The following is a 15635-nucleotide window of genomic DNA, read 5'->3' as shown; positions in this document are numbered from 1 at the left end:
CCGAAGTGACCGCACCGAACCCGCCGCGTCGACGCGACGCCCTGGCCAACCGGGAGGCCCTGCTGCGCGCGGCGCAGTCGGTGCTCGCGACCAACCCCACGGCGTCGCTCGATGTCATCGCGCAGGCGGCAGGCCTCACCCGCCGCGCCGTCTACGGACACTTCGCCGACCGCGACAGCCTGCTCCGCGAGGTGATCGCGGTCGGTGCGCAGCGGTTCAACGCGATCGCCGAGACGACCGACGAGTCCGACCCCCGGGTGACCCTGGCACGGATGGCGACACGGCTGTGGCGGGAGGCCTCGGCCGTGCGCGCCTCGGCCAACATCGCCCTCGACGATGCGCATCTGGCCGATACGGTGCTCGCCCTGGCGCCGCTGCGTCGCCGCATCCGCGATCTGACCAGCGTCGGAGTGGACTCGGGGGCGTTCCGGGGAGACATGCCAGCCGATCTGCTCGCCTTCCTCATCGAGGAGACCGCCAGAGCAACACTGCGCGAACTGCGGCTCACCACGACCGACGCAGACTCGACCGTCGTCCGCGTGGTGCTGAGCATCGTGGGCCTCTCATGGACCGAGCAGGCCGAGCTCATCGCCGCACACCCCGAGGTCTTCGCGCAGGACTGAACCCTGCGTCCGGGACCGAGATCTACGACCGAGATCTGCGCGCAGTGCGGGGCTCTGGAGCAGGGCCGAGGGGACTGTTCCGTACCGTTCCCGGCCCGGCCGGCCCGGACGCGTGACCGCTCAGACGATCGCGTCGTCGTGCCGCGGCACCCCGTCCTCATCCAGGACCTCATCCGGGTCCGACTCCACCGGCGATGAGGACCGATCATCCGCGCGCACACGGAACCAGAGCGTGAGCTCGGTCAACGCTCTCACCGCTGTGCCGACATCCGATCCCGCATCCAGATCTGCGAAGGAGTCCCGGTACCCGGTGGGAGCACTCGCGCGGCGCTGCAGTGGCCGATACCCCATGGTCCAGTCCGCGAACCGACGCTCGCGGATCGGTTCCTCCAGGAGCACCCGCAGATCATGGTGTCGGGAATCCCCTCGGATGCTCTCGAGCACGCGCGCCACGGTGTCCGGATTCCCTTCCAGCACCTGAATGAACCGCCCCTCCCGATGAAGGAGCATCCCGGTGATGCCCCGTCGAAGATTGAGACGTCGACACACGGTCAGCAGATGCTCGAGAGCCGTCGCGCGAAGCGGCTGAGACGCGGTGCTCGTGTACACCAAGGAGATCAACCCGGGTGCCGTGCCGCCGTTCACAGCGCCACCCCCTGCTCACCGTCGTGGACCGTCGGCGAGGGCTCCCCCGTCAGCTGCTCCACCGCGTTCGTGGCTGCTGCCAGCGTCGCGAAGTCGCCGAGCATACGGGACCGGGCGTCGAACGCGCGATACGCGCCGCCCGCCTGCCTGTCGACATATCCGAGGAAGTCGCCGCGGCGGCTCCCGACGTGGAAGCCCTCCTCGACGCACGCCCAGAGGACGTCATGATCAGGTGGGGCAGAGTGCGGCACCCCAGCAGAATATGCGTGCGGCGCGCTCACCGCGCTCCCCTTTACAGCGGCCCCGCGGGTGCGCTAAGCGCGGGTACCGTGCTCGATGTCGATGTCGACCGCGGGAATCCCGAATCCGCCGTCGTCCTCGTCGTCGCCGGGGGTCCGCTGCGGGAACAGGGGGTGCGTGCGGATCTGGGCGGCGTCTTCGGAGAAGTCGGGGTCATCGCCGTCGGAGGTCTGCGGACCGACGAGCAGATCGTTGCCGACGCCGACGATCAGGTCAGCGGAGTCCTTCTTCCCGTCCACCACGATGGGAAGCCGCAGAGCCGCCGACTCCCCTTCACTCGCGAGGGCGGCGGCGAGAGCGACGAGCGCCTCGGCGACGTCGTCCGTCGTGACCACCTGTTGGCCTGCGTACGATACGAGTTTCATGTCTTCGACGGTGCCATCACGCGGGGCAGGCCCCAAGGGGGTTGTGCGGACCACGTCCGACGCGCTAACCGCGAGCGAGTGCGCCCACGACCGGACAGCCTTCCCCCGATCACGCGCCCGGGCGGGAGAATGGAGCATATGTCCGCGAGATCCCGCCGGCCGCTGTTCTCCTCCGTGCGCCGTCTGCTGCACACCGATCCCTCGGCCGTCGCGCACACCGAGGCGATGCCCGTCATCGACGAGCGCACGGTCCCCCGGGTGCTCGATCTCGCGACCCGCATCGGTGAATCGATGTTCGCCGTCGGCGCCTCAGCACACGAGGTCACGCTCGCGATCACCCGCGTGTGCGATGCCTACGGGATGCGGGGCGTGCAGGTCGACGTCACCTACAACTCGATCACGGTGTCGTTCCATCTGAGCGGCGAGGTCTGGCCCGAGACCCTCGTGCGCGTCGTGCGTGTCACCGCTCCCGATCACGCGAAGCTGCAGCGCGTGCAGGCCCTGGTCGCCGACATCGACGGCGGCCTCGACCTCGAATCCGCGCGCACCACGTTCCGCGCCATCCGGCGGGTGCCGTTCCGCTACCAGCAGCCGGTCGTGATCGTCGCGCGCGCCCTGCTCGCCGTCGGCGTCAGCATCATGCTCGGCGCCGCCCCGATCATCGTCGGTCTCACGTTCGTCGCGGCGCTGTGCGCGGCACTGACACAGGCGGGGCTCGCGCGACTCCGGGTGCCGCTGTTCTTCAGCCAGATCGCCGGAGGATTCGTGACCACGGTCGTGGCTGTCGTGGTCTCCGCGCTCGGTACCGCCGGGATCGAACCGTTCGTCGGCATCCGCCCGTCGATCATCGTCGCCTCCGGCATCGTGCTGATGCTCGCCGGCCTGACCGTGGTCGGCGCCGCGCAGGACGCGATCGACGGCTTCGCCCTCACGGCCGGCGGACGCATCCTCGATCTCACCATGCAGACCCTCGGCGTGGTGATCGGCATCCTCGTCGGCCTGGAACTCGGCGGCGTCCTGGGCTTCACCATGGACCTCCCCGACGACCCCGCGCCGTTCGGACCGCTCGTGAACCAGTTCGCCGGAGCGATCATCATCGCGGTCGCCGTAGCCGTGTTCAACGGTGCCGGCATCCGGATCATCCTCGTCAGCGCACTGCTCAGCGCTGTCACCCTCGCCGGCTACTCGACATCGGTGGCGCTGAACCTGCACCCCGCGGCGGCGAGCGCGGTCGGTGCCCTGCTGGCGAGCTTCCTCGGGATGCTGATCGCACGCAACCTGCACGTGCCCTCGGTCGCGGTGACCACCGCCGCGATCGTGCCGCTCGTCCCCGGAGTCGCGGTGTTCCAGGGGCTGCTCGAGATGGTCCACGCAGCCGGCACCTCCACGGGCATGCTGCTCGCGGGCGGATCGCTCATCGATGCGGCGGTCATCGGCATCGGCCTGGCCTCCGGCGCCTCCCTCGGCCTCTATCTCGGTACCCCGGTGCGGGCGACTCTCGCGAGCGTGGCGAAGACGCGGGCCCGCGTCCGCCGCTGATCGGCGCCCACGGTGTTACCTGCTCGTCGAGTGCACGGGATCTCGCCGAGTGCACGGGGTGTTCGCGTCGACAGACCGTGCACTCGCGCGCACGCCGTGCACTCGGTGCACCGCGAGCACCGCGAGTTGAGCAATATATCGGTTCGGATTACAATTCCAGTGAATTCTGGCGGGCTGAAGAGCGCCCGTTGCGGCGCGGACGCATGCACCGCGCCGCGCGGGGTGGTGCGCTCCTCGGCAGCCGATACCGGTCCAGCGATGGGAGTGTTGAGTTGTTCACAATGCCCGATCCCCGATTCGAGCTGAGGAAGATCACCGATACCGAGTGGCTGATCCTCGATCACCGCTATGCCCAGAATGACTCGCGACGCACGGTCGCGTGCATCTATGAGGTCGATGCCGCGGAGGTGGAGGTCGTCTGGCTGCGAGACCTCCCGCTCGCGAGTTCGTACATGACTGCCGCCGACGTGTGGGAAGACGTCCAGCGGTTCCATGCACCGCGCCGCGCCGGCCGACCGATCCCGATCCCGCATCATCCGCCCCTCGCGACCGCCTGACCGGGCGATCACGCTCACGCAGGCGGGATTCTCCGCTCGCTCGCGCACGCCTGTCAACGGGCAGACGTGCACGCCTCACAGAGGCAAGACTGGGCGATCAATCCACCTCGGCGAACGGAGAACATGATGTCAGACCCGCAGGACCACACGGACGACACACCCGCAGTCGAAGCCCAAGGCATCGATCCCGACATGCCCTCGACCGACGACGGCCCCGAGACAGACGAGGACGACGACGAGAACGAGGACGAGAACGACAACCTCGGTGCGGAGAAGGGCAAGGGCACCCCTCCCACGGTGCCGCCCACGGGCGGTGGCTCCGAGGGTGTTCACGCCGAGGATGCTCGACGCGACTGACCGGAGCGGAGCGCCGTTGCATGCTCCCGCTCAAGGGATGGTGACGCGGGCGTCGGGCTCAGAGAAATGGGTGCCGGGCTCGGAGAAGTGAATGGCGGACGGCGGGGACGGGAACGATCTCCGACTGTTCGCCGATCACTTTTAGCCGAGCTGATCGAGGACGAGTTCTCCGCGGGCGTTGAGGTTCTCCATCATCCGCTCGATGCGCTTGGTGTCGATCTCGGGCATCTTGGAGCCGTCGAAGGCGAGCGCCAGCGGAATCGCGGGGTGCATCCAGATGGTGAGCCGACCGGCAGGGTTCTTCTCCTCCGGCAGCCACGTCATCATGAAGCTCTCGTGTCGACGGAGCTTCGTGCCGATCACGATCTTCAGGTGCGCCAACGTCGCATCGTCGATCACGATCGGAGGGCGTGAACTGTTGTACTCGAGAGTTCCCATGCTCCGAGAATACGCGCCTCTGCGCGTCTCCGAGCCCGATGTCGACGCGTGATCGAGGCCGGACGGCCACCACCAGGCAGTCGCCTCTCAGTGTCCGTGCGCAAGCTGTTGGATCAGAACGACAACGCTGCCGAGCGCAACGAGGATTCCGAGCGCGATGGCCTGTTTCCACCATGGAGCGTCGGTCCGGCGTACGGCCACGTAGCCGATCAGTCCGAGGATCGCGACGTAGGTGATCGATGCGATCGTGAGAGCGGTTCCCAGATCGATCCACCCCAGTACAGCGAGGAGAAGGACGAGGAGAGGCACCGCCGCCGACGCCATCGCCGTCCCGGTCAGACGAAGGAGTCGGCCGAACTCCCGGCGGTCCGGGAAGGTCGCATGCACGGCCAGGTGCGCCAGCAGCTCCGCGACGAATCCGGCGATGGCGATCGCGACGATTCCGACGAGGAGCGTGATGGTCGCGCGACCGGCGTCGGTGTGGGCGACGTTCGAGTTCTGGACGAGCACGATGGCGAGCCCCGTGAACGTGGCATAGACCCGCTCCTTGATCGACGCGGTGTCCACCCCCACCTCCTCGTCGTGGGTGCGCCCGTCGTCGGAAAACTGCATGCGCCGCAGATTATCAGCCATCCCCCGCGGGCCCATGTCGAATGTCGTAGCCTCGACGCATGGTGAGCCCCAGCGACAGCGCGGTCGTCGAAGCCCGGTCTGCTCCGCAGACCACGGCCGGACGTTCGCTGGCGGTGATCGGACTGACGATCCCGCTCATGCTTCTGATCGACTACGCGGTGTCCTACGCAACGGTCGTCGCGCTCTTCGGCGGTCTGCCGTTCGTCCTGATAGCGGCGATCCTCGTCGCGTTCGCCGTGCTCGCAGGCGGTATCGCTCTCCTGAGCACGGCGTTCACGGGACGGCCGGCGATCTTCGGCGGAGTGGTCGCTGCCGGGGTGCTCACGTGCGCGGGGGCGTTCGGCCTCGTGCACGGCATCCTCGGTCCCCTGGCTCTTCAGACCGATGCCCTGCTGCATGTCGCGGTGTGTGCTCTCGCGGCTCTCACGTTGGGAATCTTCCTCGGGCCGATGCCGCTGCGGGTCGCGGGCGCGGTGTCCGCCGCGGCGCTGGTGGCCGTGCTGGCCCTCGTCCCGACACCGACCGAGACCGCGGCCGTCGATCGCGCGAATGCCGAGGCCGACCGTTCGGCCGAGGTGAAGGCGAGCTGGATCAGGTCGGGGAAGTTCCCGCTCGTGACCGACCTCGCCGGGTGGTCGAACGTCGAAGTCAGAGCGACCGGGACGGATGCCGCCACCTGGGTGCGCAGTGACACCGGCTCCGTCGCTCGCATCATCATCCAGTGGAACGCGGTCGACCCCGACCCCCTCGCGCCGTGCAACTTCATCGGCGGGCCCGGGCGGGAGTGGGATCGGGGTCCCGACCAGCTGCCTTCGTGGTGCGTGCGCACAGGCGACCAGTGGTCGCGGTCAGACGGTACTGCCGTCTACAGCTACGACGCGGGCACCGGCACCACGATGTGGATCATGGCGTTCGGCGGGTACGACGCCGAACGTGTCGGCGGATCGACGGCTGCGACCGCGGAGGACATCGCCGCTCTGATCCCGTCGCTGCACCCGATGAGCCGGGAGGACGCGGAGCGCTACCTGCTTCCGACGTTCGACGGCATCGACAGCCCCGAGGTGCAGACGCCCGACCTGTGAGTCGACGTCACGCGTGAACCCCGCCGCCCGTTCAGGCGGAAGGCGCATGGGGCAGTGCCAGATCCACGAGGCTCACGACGAACTTCCCCGGCTCCTCGAACATGCACAGGTGTGCGGAGTTCTCGAACCAGACGACGTCCACCGACGGCGCCGACACTTCGTCGATCCAGCGTTCCACCGGAGCCGTCGGCGTGGTCCAGTCATGGCGTCCGAGGAACTGCAGCATCGGCACCGCGAACGAGGTCTTCGCACGAGCGTCGAAGGACAGCAGCGCCGGAAGCACGTGGGGCATGGTCACCTGTTGTCCGACGCCGATCAATGCCCGCTCATCAGCCGTGTAGTACGGCGACAGCCCGGCCGCGTCCGTGAAGTAGGCGAAGTCTGAGCGGTAGGCGGAGAGTCCGCCGTAGTGCTGCGCCCATCTCCGGCACGTCACGATGCGCTCGATCGTCAGAGGCTGCGTGCCGGGATATTCGCCGAGCGACTGCAGTTCGGCGATGGCCTGCTCATTCCCGTCCGTGAGTGCGCTGCGCATCGCGAAACCGAAGCTCTCGGCCTCGTTCTCCGGACCGGAGATCACCTGCCCGACCCCGATGTAGGCCCAGAGCAGGTCGGGCCGCCGCTCCGCCAGGGTGAGGCCGATGATCGTTCCCCAGCTGTGCCCGAGCACGCCGACCGTACTCACCCCGAGTTCATGCCGGAGCCAGGCGATCAATTCCTCGAGGTCTTCGACGTACCGCTCGACGCTCAGATCCATCCCGTCGTGCGCCCCCGCCGCAGACCTCCCACTGGCGCGCTGGTCGTAGTTCACGACGGTGAAGTAGTCCTCGACCGCGCGTTGCCAGACCCACGATGACGGCAGCGAAGGGAGGGCCGGGCCGCCATGGCAGACGATGAGCACAGGGTTGCGGGTGTCGCGCCCTCGAATCGAGACGAACTGCTCGACGCCGCCGAGCTCGACGAAGGTCGTGCGATCGATCGCTTCGGGATTCGGGAGGCGGCAGAGATCGGCGATCACTGCGGGGCCGTTTTCGTCGGTCATGCCGTCACACTAGCGAGACGTCGGTACGGTCTTCCCTCTCGCCGCCCTCTCGCTCGCCGACGCGTTCAGAGCAGTGCGGCGACCTTCTCGGCCGTCTCCTTCGCGGAGCCGGGGTTCTGGCCCGTGACGAGATTCCCATCGACGACGGCATAGGAGACGAACGGCAGCAGCGCCTTCTCGTACAGGGCGCCGCGCTTCTTCATCTCCTCCTCCGCGTTGTACGGCACGAGCTTGTCCACACGGGCCAGCACCTCCTCCTGCCAGGCGAAGCCGGTGACCTTGCGACCGTCGAGAAGGAGAGAGCCGTCCGAGAGTCGCGTGTTGAGCAGACCGCAGTAGCCATGGCAGACCGAGGACACGATCCCTCCCCGCTCCCAGATCTCCCGTGTGATCCGCTGCAGGCCTTCACTCTCCGGGAAGTCGTACATCACCGCGTGACCACCGGTGAAGAAGATCGCGTCGTAGTCGGCGGAATCGACTTGGTCGGGCCGCAGAGTGGTCTCCAGCAACGCCATGCGTGCGGGGTCGGCGCGCCATGCCTTCGCTGTCTTGTCGTAGCTGGGGAACTTCAGCGACCGGGGCTCCAGCGGCGAGGGCCCGCCAGCCGGACTGACGATCCGCTGCTCGAAACCTCGCTCCTCGAAAACCTCCCATGCATGGGTGAGTTCCGACAACCAGAGCCCGGTGGGGTGGTCGGGGTCGTCGTAGTGTCCGATGTTGGTGACGACGTGCAGGATGCGTCTGGTCATGCGAGTCTCCCGGGGATCGAATCGGCCGCCGATGGCGGTGCCGCACGGGTGGAGATCGCGAAGATCGCCGCAACGGACGACCGCACCCGCTCAGCCACCGCTTCGGCGGGTTCGGGACGGAACTTGCCGTCGAGGTGCAGGAAGGCGAGGCCGTGGGCCATGCTCCACAGCGCCGTGGACAGGCTCGGTGCGTCAGCCCCGGGGAACAGCTCTTCGATCGCGTCGTTCAACACGGCGTGCAACCCATGGGACGCCCGCACACGGTCGCTGTCGGATTCGTCGCATTCGTTGCCGAACATCAGCCGGAAGACCGCGGGACGACGCAAGGCGAAGGTCACATAGGCGATTCCGAGCTGCGTGATGACGGCGGGCGCCGGCGAGGCGGCGGGGACTCGGTCCAGAGCGGCGGCGAGGTCGGCCTGCAGGTCCTTGAAACCTTCGACCGCGACGGCGGAGTCCAAGGCCTCCCGGTCGGCGAAGTGCCGATACGGGGCGGCCGGCGAGACCCCCGCCCGACGCGCGACGGCGCGAAGCGAAAACGGCTCCCCGGCCTCGAGAGCCTGTATCGCCGCATCCAGAAGAGCTGCACGGAGATCGCCGTGATGGTAGGTCTTCTCAGAAGTTGACACCGATAACATCCCCTCGTACGATCATGTAAGCAGTGTAAACATACCGTGTCGGATATCGCAATCGAAAGTCGAGTCGAGGAATGCAGACCATACTGGGCGCGAACGGACAGATCGCCGTGGAACTCGCACGCGAGCTGAACCGGAACCACACGTCCGACCTCAGACTCGTCAGCCGCAACCCCCGCAAGGTCAACGCCACCGACACCCTCGTACGAGCCGATCTTCTCGACGCCGTACAGACCGCCGCCGCGGTCGACGGCAGCGACGTCGTCTACTTCACCGCCGGCCTGCCCGCAGACACCGAGCTGTGGGAACGGCAGTTCCCGACGATGGTGAGGAACGCCCTCGACGCGGCCCGCGCCGCCGGCGCGAGTTTCGCCTACTTCGACAACACCTACATGTACCCGCAGGATGACCGGCTGCAGACCGAGGACACGCCCTTCGAACCGGTCGGCCCGAAGGGCAGGGTGCGTGCAGCGATGGCGTCGATGGTGCTCGACGAGATGGCGCGCGGCGACATCCCCGTGCTGATCGCCCGCGCGCCGGAGTTCTACGGCCCCGGGCGAACGCAGAGCTTCACGAACGCGCTCGTCATCGACAGGATCAAGAGCGGCAAACGTCCGCTCGTACCGGTGCGCGACGACCGGCAGCGCACTCTGATCTGGACGCCGGACGCGAGTCGTGCCCTCGCGACGCTGGGCAACGCCGCCGATACCTTTCACCAGACGTGGCACCTCCCCACAGACTCCGACCGTCCCACCTATCGGCAATTCGTCGCCATGGCAGAGTCCGCCTTCGGTCGCCCAGCCGGGTCCGGGTACACCGTCGTCCCGAAGTGGGCGCTGAGCGCGGCCGGTCTCGCGTCTCGCCAGGCGCGTGAGATCAGAGAGCTCCTGCCGCGGTACGAGCACGACAACAGGTTCGACTCATCGAAGTTCGTCGGGCGATTCCCGGAGTTCGAGGTCACGAGCTACCGTCGCGGCGTCGACATCATCCGCGAAGAAGCGGTCGCGTCGAGCTTCTGACGGGGCGACGCTTACCGCCCGCTCGTCGGTGCCACGGGCTCGTGGACGTCCCTACGCGTTCGACCGCGCCTCATCCCGGAACTCGATCGCACTCACACGGTGAGTCCGCCATCACGATTCACCGATCCGAGAGCGATTCATCGCCGCGGTCAACCCCCTGACGTTCCCCCTCCGTCAGGAGTAGCTTCGCGAGACCGAACGAAGGAGACGGATATGAGCGACCCGAAGAACACGCAGGGCACACCGGGCCCCGACGAAGAAGCTGACACCGCATCGGGCGGCGCTCCCGACGACGGGCCCGACACCGAAGAGGTGCTCGAGGCGGAGACGACCGACGAGAACGGGAAGCCGCTCGAGAACCCGTCCGGGGGGTGACCGATCGGGCCGGAGCCGCCTCCTCGCCGGAGCCTCAGACCCTTGCGGGCACGAGCTCGTCGCGAAGGATGTCGGCTCCCGCGCTGAGTGCTCGGAGCTTGCCACGCGCGACGTCACGCGACACCGGAGCCATGCCGCAGTTCGTGCTCGGGATGAGCTTGTCGGCGTCGACGAATCGGAGGGCGTTGCGGAGGGTGTCGGCGACCTCGTCCGGGGTCTCGATGGTCGGGCTGGCCACGTCGATGGCCCCGAGCATGACGTTCTTTCCTCGAATGAGCTCGATGAGGTCCAGAGGAACGTGCGAGTGGTGGCTCTCCAGTGAGACGGTGTCGATGATCGAGCGCTGCAGAAGCGGGAAGGACTTCTCGTACTGCCGCCATTCCGCGCCGAGGGTCGCCTTCCAGTCGGTGTTCGCCTTGATCCCGTATCCGTAGCAGATGTGCACCACGGTCTCCGCGCGCAGTCCTTCCGCCGCTCGCTCGAGCACCGCCACGCCCCAGTCCTGCACATCGTCGAAGAAGACGTTGAATGCCGGCTCGTCGAACTGGATGATGTCGACCCCGGCTGCTTCGAGCTCCTTCGCCTCCTGGTTGAGGATGGTCGCAAACTCCCACGCCAGCTTCTCGCGGCTCTTGTAGTGACGATCGTAGAGAGTGTCGATCATCGTCATCGGGCCGGGCAGCGCCCACTTGATCGGCTGATCGGTCTGCTGACGCAGGAACTTCGCATCCTCCACGAACACGGACTTCTCGCGGCTCACGGCCCCGACCACCGTCGGCACGCTGGCGTCGTATCGGTCGCGGATCCGCACGGTCTCGCGCTGGTCGAAGTCGACGCCGGAGAGGTGCTCGATGAACGTGGTGACGAAGTGCTGTCGGGTCTGCTCCCCGTCGCTGATGATGTCGATGCCGGCCTCGCGCTGCTCTTGGACGGCGATGCGCAGAGCATCCTGCGTACCCTCGATCAACGCGTCGCCCTGCAGTTTCCACGGAGACCAGAGCGTCTCCGGCTCGGCCAGCCAGGAGGGCTTCGGCAGACTGCCGACGATCGAGGTGGGGAGCAGCTCGCGCACGATCGACGATCTCTGGTTCGTCATCCGACGGCCACCAGGGATGCGGCGGAGGTGCCGGCGGCCCACTGCTCGAGCAGCTCACCGTGCGGGGTCATGAGGTGCGCATCGGCGTACTGCCCCTGCTCGGCCGCGAGCCGGCTGCGCTCCTCGCGGTCGTAGGCGATCTTGGTCACCGAGTAGTCCTGCTGTTCCAGAGTCGGCCGGTAGATGCTCGCGGCCTCGGAGTTCGCATTGTAGATCTCCGGACGGTAGATCTTCTGGAACGTCTCCATCGTGCTGATCGTGCCGATGAGCTGGAGGTTGGTGTAGTCGCTCAGCAGGTCCCCGCGGAAGTAGAAGGCCAGCGGGGCCACGCTGCCTCGCGGCATGAAGTACCGGACCGAGAGGCCCATCTTGCCGAAGTACTCGTCGGTCAGCGAGCCGTCCTTCTGCTCGTACTCGACACCGAGGATGGGGTGGTGGTTCTCGGTGCGGCGGTACGTCTTGCTCGTCGAGACGCTGATGCAGATGACGGGCGACAGCGAGAAGCGCTCCCGGTAGGCCTCGGAATCGAGGAAGTGCTGGAAGAGCTTGCCGTGCAGATCGCCGAAGTCGTCGGGGACGGTGAAACCCCCCGCGGCCTCGCTGGCCGCCGGCAACCGCACACTGAAGTCGAAGTCGCGGATGTACGACGAGAAGTTGTTGCCCACGATCCCCTGGGTGCGCGTGCCCGTCGACCGGTCGACGATGGTCACCTCCAGCACCTCGAGAAGAGGGAACTCCCGATCCTCCCCCTCCGTGGCGAACTGGATCGCGACCGAGACGATCTCGAGTTCGAGGGTGTAGCGGTCACGGCTCGGGTTGTCCCAGTGCGCCAGATCGTTGAACCGCCGGTCGATCATCGTCAGGGCATTGCGGAGGTTCTGCTGACGGTGCTCGCCGCGCGCCAGATTGGCGAAGTTCGTGGTGATGCGGGAGTCGTCGGAGGGCGAGTAGTCCTCGTCGAAACGGGTCGTCGTGATGCGGAACGTGAATTCGGATGCCATGAGCGGCCAATCGGTGGGATGATCGGCCGGGCTCGGCCTCGATCGGGGGTTTCTCCATGATGACGAGTGCGGGCGCCCATCGGGTAATGCGCGCGAACTATGCCGTGACATAGGCTGAATCTATGGCCAAGCGTTCGAGCGGCATCACCCTGCAACAGCTCACCTACTACATCGAGGTCGCTGCGGAAGGATCGATCAGCGCCGCCGCCGACCTGCTCTACGTCGCCCAGCCCACCATGTCGGCGGCGATGAAGGATCTGGAGAGCAGGGTGGGGCGCGTGCTCCTCCTCCGCTCCGCCCGCGGCGTGACGCTCACGACCGACGGTGTGGAGTTCCTCGGATACGCCCGGCAGGTCGTCGAGCAGGTCGCGCTCCTCGAACAGCGCTACCTCGGTCGTCCGCCGTCGCGACGCCTGCTCGGAGTGTCGACCCAGCACTACTCGTTCGCCGTCGACGCGTTGGTGCGGATGGTGAAGGCGACCTCGGCTGCCGAGTACGAGTTCTCGCTGCGGGAGACGCGGACGTGGGACATCATCGAAGACGTCCGCACGCTCCGCAGCGAGCTGGGGATCCTCTACCGGAACGACTTCAACCGCAACGTGATCGACAAGCTGCTCCGCGACTCCGGGCTCGCCTTCCACCCGCTCTTCGTCGCACAGCCGCACATCTTCATCTCCCGCAAGAACCCCCTTGCCACCCGAGATCGCGTGACCCTCGACGATCTCGCCGACGTGCCGAGGCTCACCTTCGACCAGGGGGCGAACAACTCCTTCTACTTCGCCGAGGAGATCCTCTCCACCCTCTCGAGCCCGCAGGACATCCGCGTCTCCGACCGCGCGACCATCTTCAACCTGATGATCGGCCTCGACGGCTACACCATCTCGACGGGCATCATCAGCGACGACCTCGACCCCGAGATCGTCGCCATCCCGCTCGACGTCGACGAGAACATCGAGATCGGCTGGATCGGGCATGCGGCGATCCCCCTCACCGAGCAGGCACAGCGCTACCTCGCCGAACTGCGCACGGTGGTCTCCGAGTTCGGGGTGGAGTTGCTCGGGTGAGGGGTACGCCTCCGGGGGGAGAGGAGCTCCGCCTCCACAGGGCACCGAGAGATCGTGCACCCCGCCAAAGATCTTTATACAATGGCTTATACAGAGCTTCCGCGAAGGAGGAGCCATGGCCGTCACATCGATCGACATCGACCCCGACCAGCTGCAGCAGGCCAAGAAGCTTGCCGGCACGACCTCCAACCGCGCGACGGTGGATCTCGCGCTGCGCACGCTCATCGCGGTGCGCCGCCAGCCCGCCGCCGTGGAGCGCATCATCGCTCGCCACTTCGACACTGACCAGATCGACGCGCCGACGATCGCTCCGGACACGGGTCCGGATCCCGACAAGAGCGCTCCCCGGGAGAAGAGCACCGTTCGGTGACCACTTACCTCGTCGACAACAGCATCTGGCAGAAGGCAGGCAGGAGCACGGCGATCGGCGACAGGCTCCGGGCCCTGTCGCCGAATCACCTGATCATCACGTGCCCGCCGCAGGTCCTCGAGTACTGCCACTCCGCGCGCAATGCGAAGGAGTACGCAGAGTTGCGTGCGGACATGGAGGGGCTGCTCCCCGCGTGGGAACACCCCGACGAGCGCGACGCCCTCGACCTTCAGCAGGCGCTGTGGGACACAGGGCTCATGAGAGCAGCCGCAGCCTTCGACTGCCTCATCGCCGCATACGCGGTCGCCAACGACGCAGTGATCCTGAACTCGGACCAGGATTTCGGGTACATAGAGATGGCGACTGAGGGACGAGTCCGCCAGGAGTACGTCGCGGCCTGAGGTCAGACACATGTGAGCGTGCGGCGCCATCGAACTTCCAGGCAAGAGCGCTCGCTCTCGGAGAGCCCCGTGATGATACGGAAAAACCCCCTCACTCGGAGGGGGCTTCCATGGCGGTGACGGTGGGATTTGAACCCACGGTAGGGGGTTACCCTACACAACTTTTCGAGAGTTGCACCTTCGGCCGCTCGGACACGTCACCGCGGAATAGCTTACGCGACGCGGGGCCTGCACGCGAATCGAGACCCGCAGGTCACCAGGCGGCGGCGACGTCGGCGTGCGTGCGCAGGATGCCCTCGGTCGATCCTGCGGGCGCGCGGCCGATGCCGCACTCGGTCGCGACCCCGAACTCGGGGGCGAACGGAGTCGCGGCGGCGACGCGACGGGCGGCGCCCTCCACCCCGTCCTCGCGGTGCACGAGGCCCAGGTAGAGCTCGCCGACCGGGGCGAGGCCTGTGAGCGGGGCGAAGTAGGCCTCGTCGTCGTGGTCGATCGGCACCGGCAGGTGCAGCCACGTGAGTGGACGGGCGGATGCTGCCACCACCGCATTCGCGTACCGGACCAGGTTCGCGGCGTCTCGCGGCTCGAAGAAGTGCTTCTCCCCCGCGTCGCCGTAGCAGAGGTGCACACCCACCTCGACGTCGGCGGGCACCGCATCGACCAGTGCGGCCAGGCGCGAGACCAGACCGTCGAACGGGTCGCCGGGCCACCACGCCTCCATGACCGCTCCGTAGCCGGCGGCGCGCTCGATGATACCCATCTCGCTCGCGACGTCCCACTGCACCGCGAGGTCCTCGTGCGGGATGGCCTCGAGGATCTCGTCGAGCTCGCGCAGGATCGCGGCGGTGTAGACGGGCTCGATCGCGGCGCGGTCATCGCCGTGGAAGAAGGAGGAGATCACGGCGAGCGGCGTCGGCAGCGACACCTGGAACCGCACGCCGGCGGGCACCGCGCCCTCGGCCCGCAGCCGCTCGAACACCGCATACGACTCGATCGCGGCGGCGGCATACCCCAGCGGCGGCATCTTGATGCTCGCAGCATCCACTCCCTCGGCGATGCGCAGGCCGCGGGCGTCGATGCCGGCGGGGAACGGGATGGGTTCGTCGCCTGTGCGCTCGATGCCCTCGGCCTCACCGATCACGTCGGGCTGGAACATGATCCAGTGGAACCGCTTGCCGACCTCGCCGTCCGGAATGCGACGGAGCCGGGTGCCGAGCAGTTCCGCAGCGGTGCGGATCGTGGTCTCGGCATCGTCGTAATTCACGCTGCCCACGAGGAGGGCACCCTGCGGCTGAGTCATACCCCTCAGGATATCGACGCTCCCGTCGGGCCTTTTCCCCGGCG

Annotated in this window: 21 protein-coding genes and 1 tRNA gene; 10 read left to right on the top strand and 12 right to left on the bottom strand. The window is 67.3% G+C overall.

The window, feature by feature from the left end:
• Positions 1-5: 5 nt before the first annotated feature.
• Positions 6-623, top strand: coding sequence for a TetR/AcrR family transcriptional regulator (locus GLO27_RS14445; protein WP_021201283.1), 618 nt, complete (start codon positions 6-8; stop codon positions 621-623).
• Positions 624-743: 120 nt separating this feature from the next.
• On the opposite strand, the gene GLO27_RS14440 is transcribed toward GLO27_RS14445, so the two are convergent.
• The 3 genes from GLO27_RS14440 to GLO27_RS14430 form a co-directional block, all read right to left on the bottom strand.
• Positions 744-1232 (bottom strand): BLUF domain-containing protein, encoded by a 489-nt coding sequence (locus tag GLO27_RS14440; RefSeq protein WP_231494482.1) that lies wholly within the window; start codon positions 1230-1232, stop codon positions 744-746.
• A gap of 32 nt (positions 1233-1264) precedes the next feature.
• Positions 1265-1519: a hypothetical protein gene (locus GLO27_RS14435; protein WP_021201285.1), complete on the bottom strand. Its 255-nt coding sequence runs from the start codon at positions 1517-1519 to the stop codon at positions 1265-1267.
• Between the two features lie 63 nt (positions 1520-1582).
• Positions 1583-1933, bottom strand: coding sequence for a hypothetical protein (locus tag GLO27_RS14430; protein ID WP_167255451.1), 351 nt, complete (start codon positions 1931-1933; stop codon positions 1583-1585).
• Between the two features lie 138 nt (positions 1934-2071).
• On the opposite strand from GLO27_RS14430, the gene GLO27_RS14425 reads away from it, so the two are divergent.
• The 3 genes from GLO27_RS14425 (at position 2072) to GLO27_RS14415 (ending at position 4386) form a co-directional block, all read left to right on the top strand.
• Entirely contained in the window at positions 2072-3472 is a 1401-nt protein-coding gene (locus GLO27_RS14425; RefSeq protein WP_021201287.1) for a threonine/serine exporter family protein, read from the top strand.
• Between the two features lie 281 nt (positions 3473-3753).
• Complete coding sequence (locus GLO27_RS14420) at positions 3754-4029, top strand: hypothetical protein (protein WP_240750580.1); 276 nt, start codon at positions 3754-3756, stop codon at positions 4027-4029.
• 126 nt (positions 4030-4155) lie between these two features.
• Entirely contained in the window at positions 4156-4386 is a 231-nt protein-coding gene (locus tag GLO27_RS14415; protein ID WP_021201289.1) for a hypothetical protein, read from the top strand.
• A gap of 141 nt (positions 4387-4527) precedes the next feature.
• Here GLO27_RS14415 and GLO27_RS14410 read toward each other — a convergent pair whose 3' ends face one another.
• Positions 4528-4824 carry a hypothetical protein gene (locus tag GLO27_RS14410; RefSeq protein WP_021201290.1) on the bottom strand — a complete coding sequence of 99 codons (297 nt, stop codon included), beginning with the start codon at positions 4822-4824 and terminating at the stop codon, positions 4528-4530.
• An 87-nt stretch (positions 4825-4911) separates the two neighbouring features.
• Positions 4912-5436 carry a hypothetical protein gene (locus GLO27_RS14405; protein WP_021201291.1) on the bottom strand — a complete coding sequence of 175 codons (525 nt, stop codon included), beginning with the start codon at positions 5434-5436 and terminating at the stop codon, positions 4912-4914.
• Between the two features lie 59 nt (positions 5437-5495).
• Here GLO27_RS14405 and GLO27_RS14400 point away from each other — a divergent pair, with 59 nt between their 5' ends.
• Positions 5496-6539 carry a hypothetical protein gene (locus tag GLO27_RS14400; RefSeq protein WP_167255449.1) on the top strand — a complete coding sequence of 348 codons (1044 nt, stop codon included), beginning with the start codon at positions 5496-5498 and terminating at the stop codon, positions 6537-6539.
• A gap of 31 nt (positions 6540-6570) precedes the next feature.
• On the opposite strand, the gene GLO27_RS14395 is transcribed toward GLO27_RS14400, so the two are convergent.
• From GLO27_RS14395 to GLO27_RS14385, 3 genes are all read right to left on the bottom strand, one after another.
• Positions 6571-7581 (bottom strand): alpha/beta hydrolase, encoded by a 1011-nt coding sequence (locus GLO27_RS14395; protein ID WP_167255448.1) that lies wholly within the window; start codon positions 7579-7581, stop codon positions 6571-6573.
• 65 nt (positions 7582-7646) lie between these two features.
• Positions 7647-8330 (bottom strand): type 1 glutamine amidotransferase domain-containing protein, encoded by a 684-nt coding sequence (locus GLO27_RS14390; protein WP_167255446.1) that lies wholly within the window; start codon positions 8328-8330, stop codon positions 7647-7649.
• Positions 8327-8959 (bottom strand): TetR/AcrR family transcriptional regulator, encoded by a 633-nt coding sequence (locus tag GLO27_RS14385; RefSeq protein WP_167255444.1) that lies wholly within the window; start codon positions 8957-8959, stop codon positions 8327-8329. The genes GLO27_RS14390 and GLO27_RS14385 overlap by 4 nt, the downstream gene beginning before the upstream one ends.
• Positions 8960-9039: 80 nt before the next feature.
• Between GLO27_RS14385 and GLO27_RS14380 the strand changes: the two genes are divergently transcribed.
• Complete coding sequence (locus GLO27_RS14380) at positions 9040-9984, top strand: NAD-dependent epimerase/dehydratase family protein (RefSeq protein WP_167255442.1); 945 nt, start codon at positions 9040-9042, stop codon at positions 9982-9984.
• 213 nt (positions 9985-10197) lie between these two features.
• A complete protein-coding gene (locus GLO27_RS14375) occupies positions 10198-10359 on the top strand; it encodes a hypothetical protein (protein ID WP_167255440.1) in 162 nt (53 codons plus the stop codon).
• Positions 10360-10393: 34 nt separating this feature from the next.
• Here the strand turns inward: GLO27_RS14375 and GLO27_RS14370 are convergent, their stop codons facing one another.
• Positions 10394-11431 (bottom strand): methionine synthase, encoded by a 1038-nt coding sequence (locus GLO27_RS14370; RefSeq protein WP_197024856.1) that lies wholly within the window; start codon positions 11429-11431, stop codon positions 10394-10396.
• A 20-nt stretch (positions 11432-11451) separates the two neighbouring features.
• Positions 11452-12456 carry a DUF1852 domain-containing protein gene (locus GLO27_RS14365; protein WP_021201299.1) on the bottom strand — a complete coding sequence of 335 codons (1005 nt, stop codon included), beginning with the start codon at positions 12454-12456 and terminating at the stop codon, positions 11452-11454.
• Positions 12457-12578: 122 nt separating this feature from the next.
• Here GLO27_RS14365 and GLO27_RS14360 point away from each other — a divergent pair, with 122 nt between their 5' ends.
• The 3 genes from GLO27_RS14360 (at position 12579) to GLO27_RS14350 (ending at position 14291) form a co-directional block, all read left to right on the top strand.
• Complete coding sequence (locus tag GLO27_RS14360; protein WP_021201300.1) at positions 12579-13520, top strand: LysR family transcriptional regulator; 942 nt, start codon at positions 12579-12581, stop codon at positions 13518-13520.
• Between the two features lie 115 nt (positions 13521-13635).
• Positions 13636-13890 carry a type II toxin-antitoxin system VapB family antitoxin gene (locus GLO27_RS14355; RefSeq protein WP_167255438.1) on the top strand — a complete coding sequence of 85 codons (255 nt, stop codon included), beginning with the start codon at positions 13636-13638 and terminating at the stop codon, positions 13888-13890.
• Positions 13887-14291, top strand: a complete 405-nt coding sequence (locus tag GLO27_RS14350) for a PIN domain-containing protein (protein ID WP_021201302.1) — start codon at positions 13887-13889, stop codon at positions 14289-14291. Before GLO27_RS14355 ends, GLO27_RS14350 begins: the two co-directional genes overlap by 4 nt.
• A 111-nt stretch (positions 14292-14402) precedes the next feature.
• On the opposite strand, the gene GLO27_RS14345 is transcribed toward GLO27_RS14350, so the two are convergent.
• Both GLO27_RS14345 and GLO27_RS14340 read right to left on the bottom strand, forming a co-directional pair.
• Positions 14403-14493: transfer RNA gene (locus tag GLO27_RS14345), tRNA-Ser, on the bottom strand.
• Positions 14494-14544: 51 nt separating this feature from the next.
• Complete coding sequence (locus GLO27_RS14340) at positions 14545-15591, bottom strand: hypothetical protein (protein ID WP_167255436.1); 1047 nt, start codon at positions 15589-15591, stop codon at positions 14545-14547.
• Between the last annotated feature and the right edge of the window lie 44 nt (positions 15592-15635).

It is taken from the genome of Microbacterium sp. Be9 (assembly GCF_011754135.1).
GTDB classification, from domain to species: Bacteria; Actinomycetota; Actinomycetes; order Actinomycetales; family Microbacteriaceae; genus Microbacterium; species Microbacterium maritypicum_A.
Note: the sequence above shows the minus strand (reverse complement) of the source record. Positions and strands in the feature narration are given on the sequence as shown.

What these genes read in the sequence shown, in the direction of transcription:
- GLO27_RS14430 (WP_167255451.1), bottom strand. Translation starts at nt 1,933, where the DNA reads ATGAAACTCGTATCGTACGCAGGCCAACAGGTGGTCACGACGGACGAC.
- GLO27_RS14425 (WP_021201287.1), top strand. Translation starts at nt 2,072, where the DNA reads ATGTCCGCGAGATCCCGCCGGCCGCTGTTCTCCTCCGTGCGCCGTCTG.
- GLO27_RS14420 (WP_240750580.1), top strand. Translation starts at nt 3,754, where the DNA reads ATGCCCGATCCCCGATTCGAGCTGAGGAAGATCACCGATACCGAGTGG.
- GLO27_RS14415 (WP_021201289.1), top strand. Translation starts at nt 4,156, where the DNA reads ATGTCAGACCCGCAGGACCACACGGACGACACACCCGCAGTCGAAGCC.
- GLO27_RS14410 (WP_021201290.1), bottom strand. Translation starts at nt 4,824, where the DNA reads ATGGGAACTCTCGAGTACAACAGTTCACGCCCTCCGATCGTGATCGAC.
- GLO27_RS14405 (WP_021201291.1), bottom strand. Translation starts at nt 5,436, where the DNA reads ATGCAGTTTTCCGACGACGGGCGCACCCACGACGAGGAGGTGGGGGTG.
- GLO27_RS14400 (WP_167255449.1), top strand. Translation starts at nt 5,496, where the DNA reads ATGGTGAGCCCCAGCGACAGCGCGGTCGTCGAAGCCCGGTCTGCTCCG.
- GLO27_RS14395 (WP_167255448.1), bottom strand. Translation starts at nt 7,581, where the DNA reads ATGACCGACGAAAACGGCCCCGCAGTGATCGCCGATCTCTGCCGCCTC.
- GLO27_RS14390 (WP_167255446.1), bottom strand. Translation starts at nt 8,330, where the DNA reads ATGACCAGACGCATCCTGCACGTCGTCACCAACATCGGACACTACGAC.
- GLO27_RS14380 (WP_167255442.1), top strand. Translation starts at nt 9,040, where the DNA reads ATGCAGACCATACTGGGCGCGAACGGACAGATCGCCGTGGAACTCGCA.
- GLO27_RS14375 (WP_167255440.1), top strand. Translation starts at nt 10,198, where the DNA reads ATGAGCGACCCGAAGAACACGCAGGGCACACCGGGCCCCGACGAAGAA.
- GLO27_RS14365 (WP_021201299.1), bottom strand. Translation starts at nt 12,456, where the DNA reads ATGGCATCCGAATTCACGTTCCGCATCACGACGACCCGTTTCGACGAG.
- GLO27_RS14360 (WP_021201300.1), top strand. Translation starts at nt 12,579, where the DNA reads ATGGCCAAGCGTTCGAGCGGCATCACCCTGCAACAGCTCACCTACTAC.
- GLO27_RS14355 (WP_167255438.1), top strand. Translation starts at nt 13,636, where the DNA reads ATGGCCGTCACATCGATCGACATCGACCCCGACCAGCTGCAGCAGGCC.
- GLO27_RS14340 (WP_167255436.1), bottom strand. Translation starts at nt 15,591, where the DNA reads ATGACTCAGCCGCAGGGTGCCCTCCTCGTGGGCAGCGTGAATTACGAC.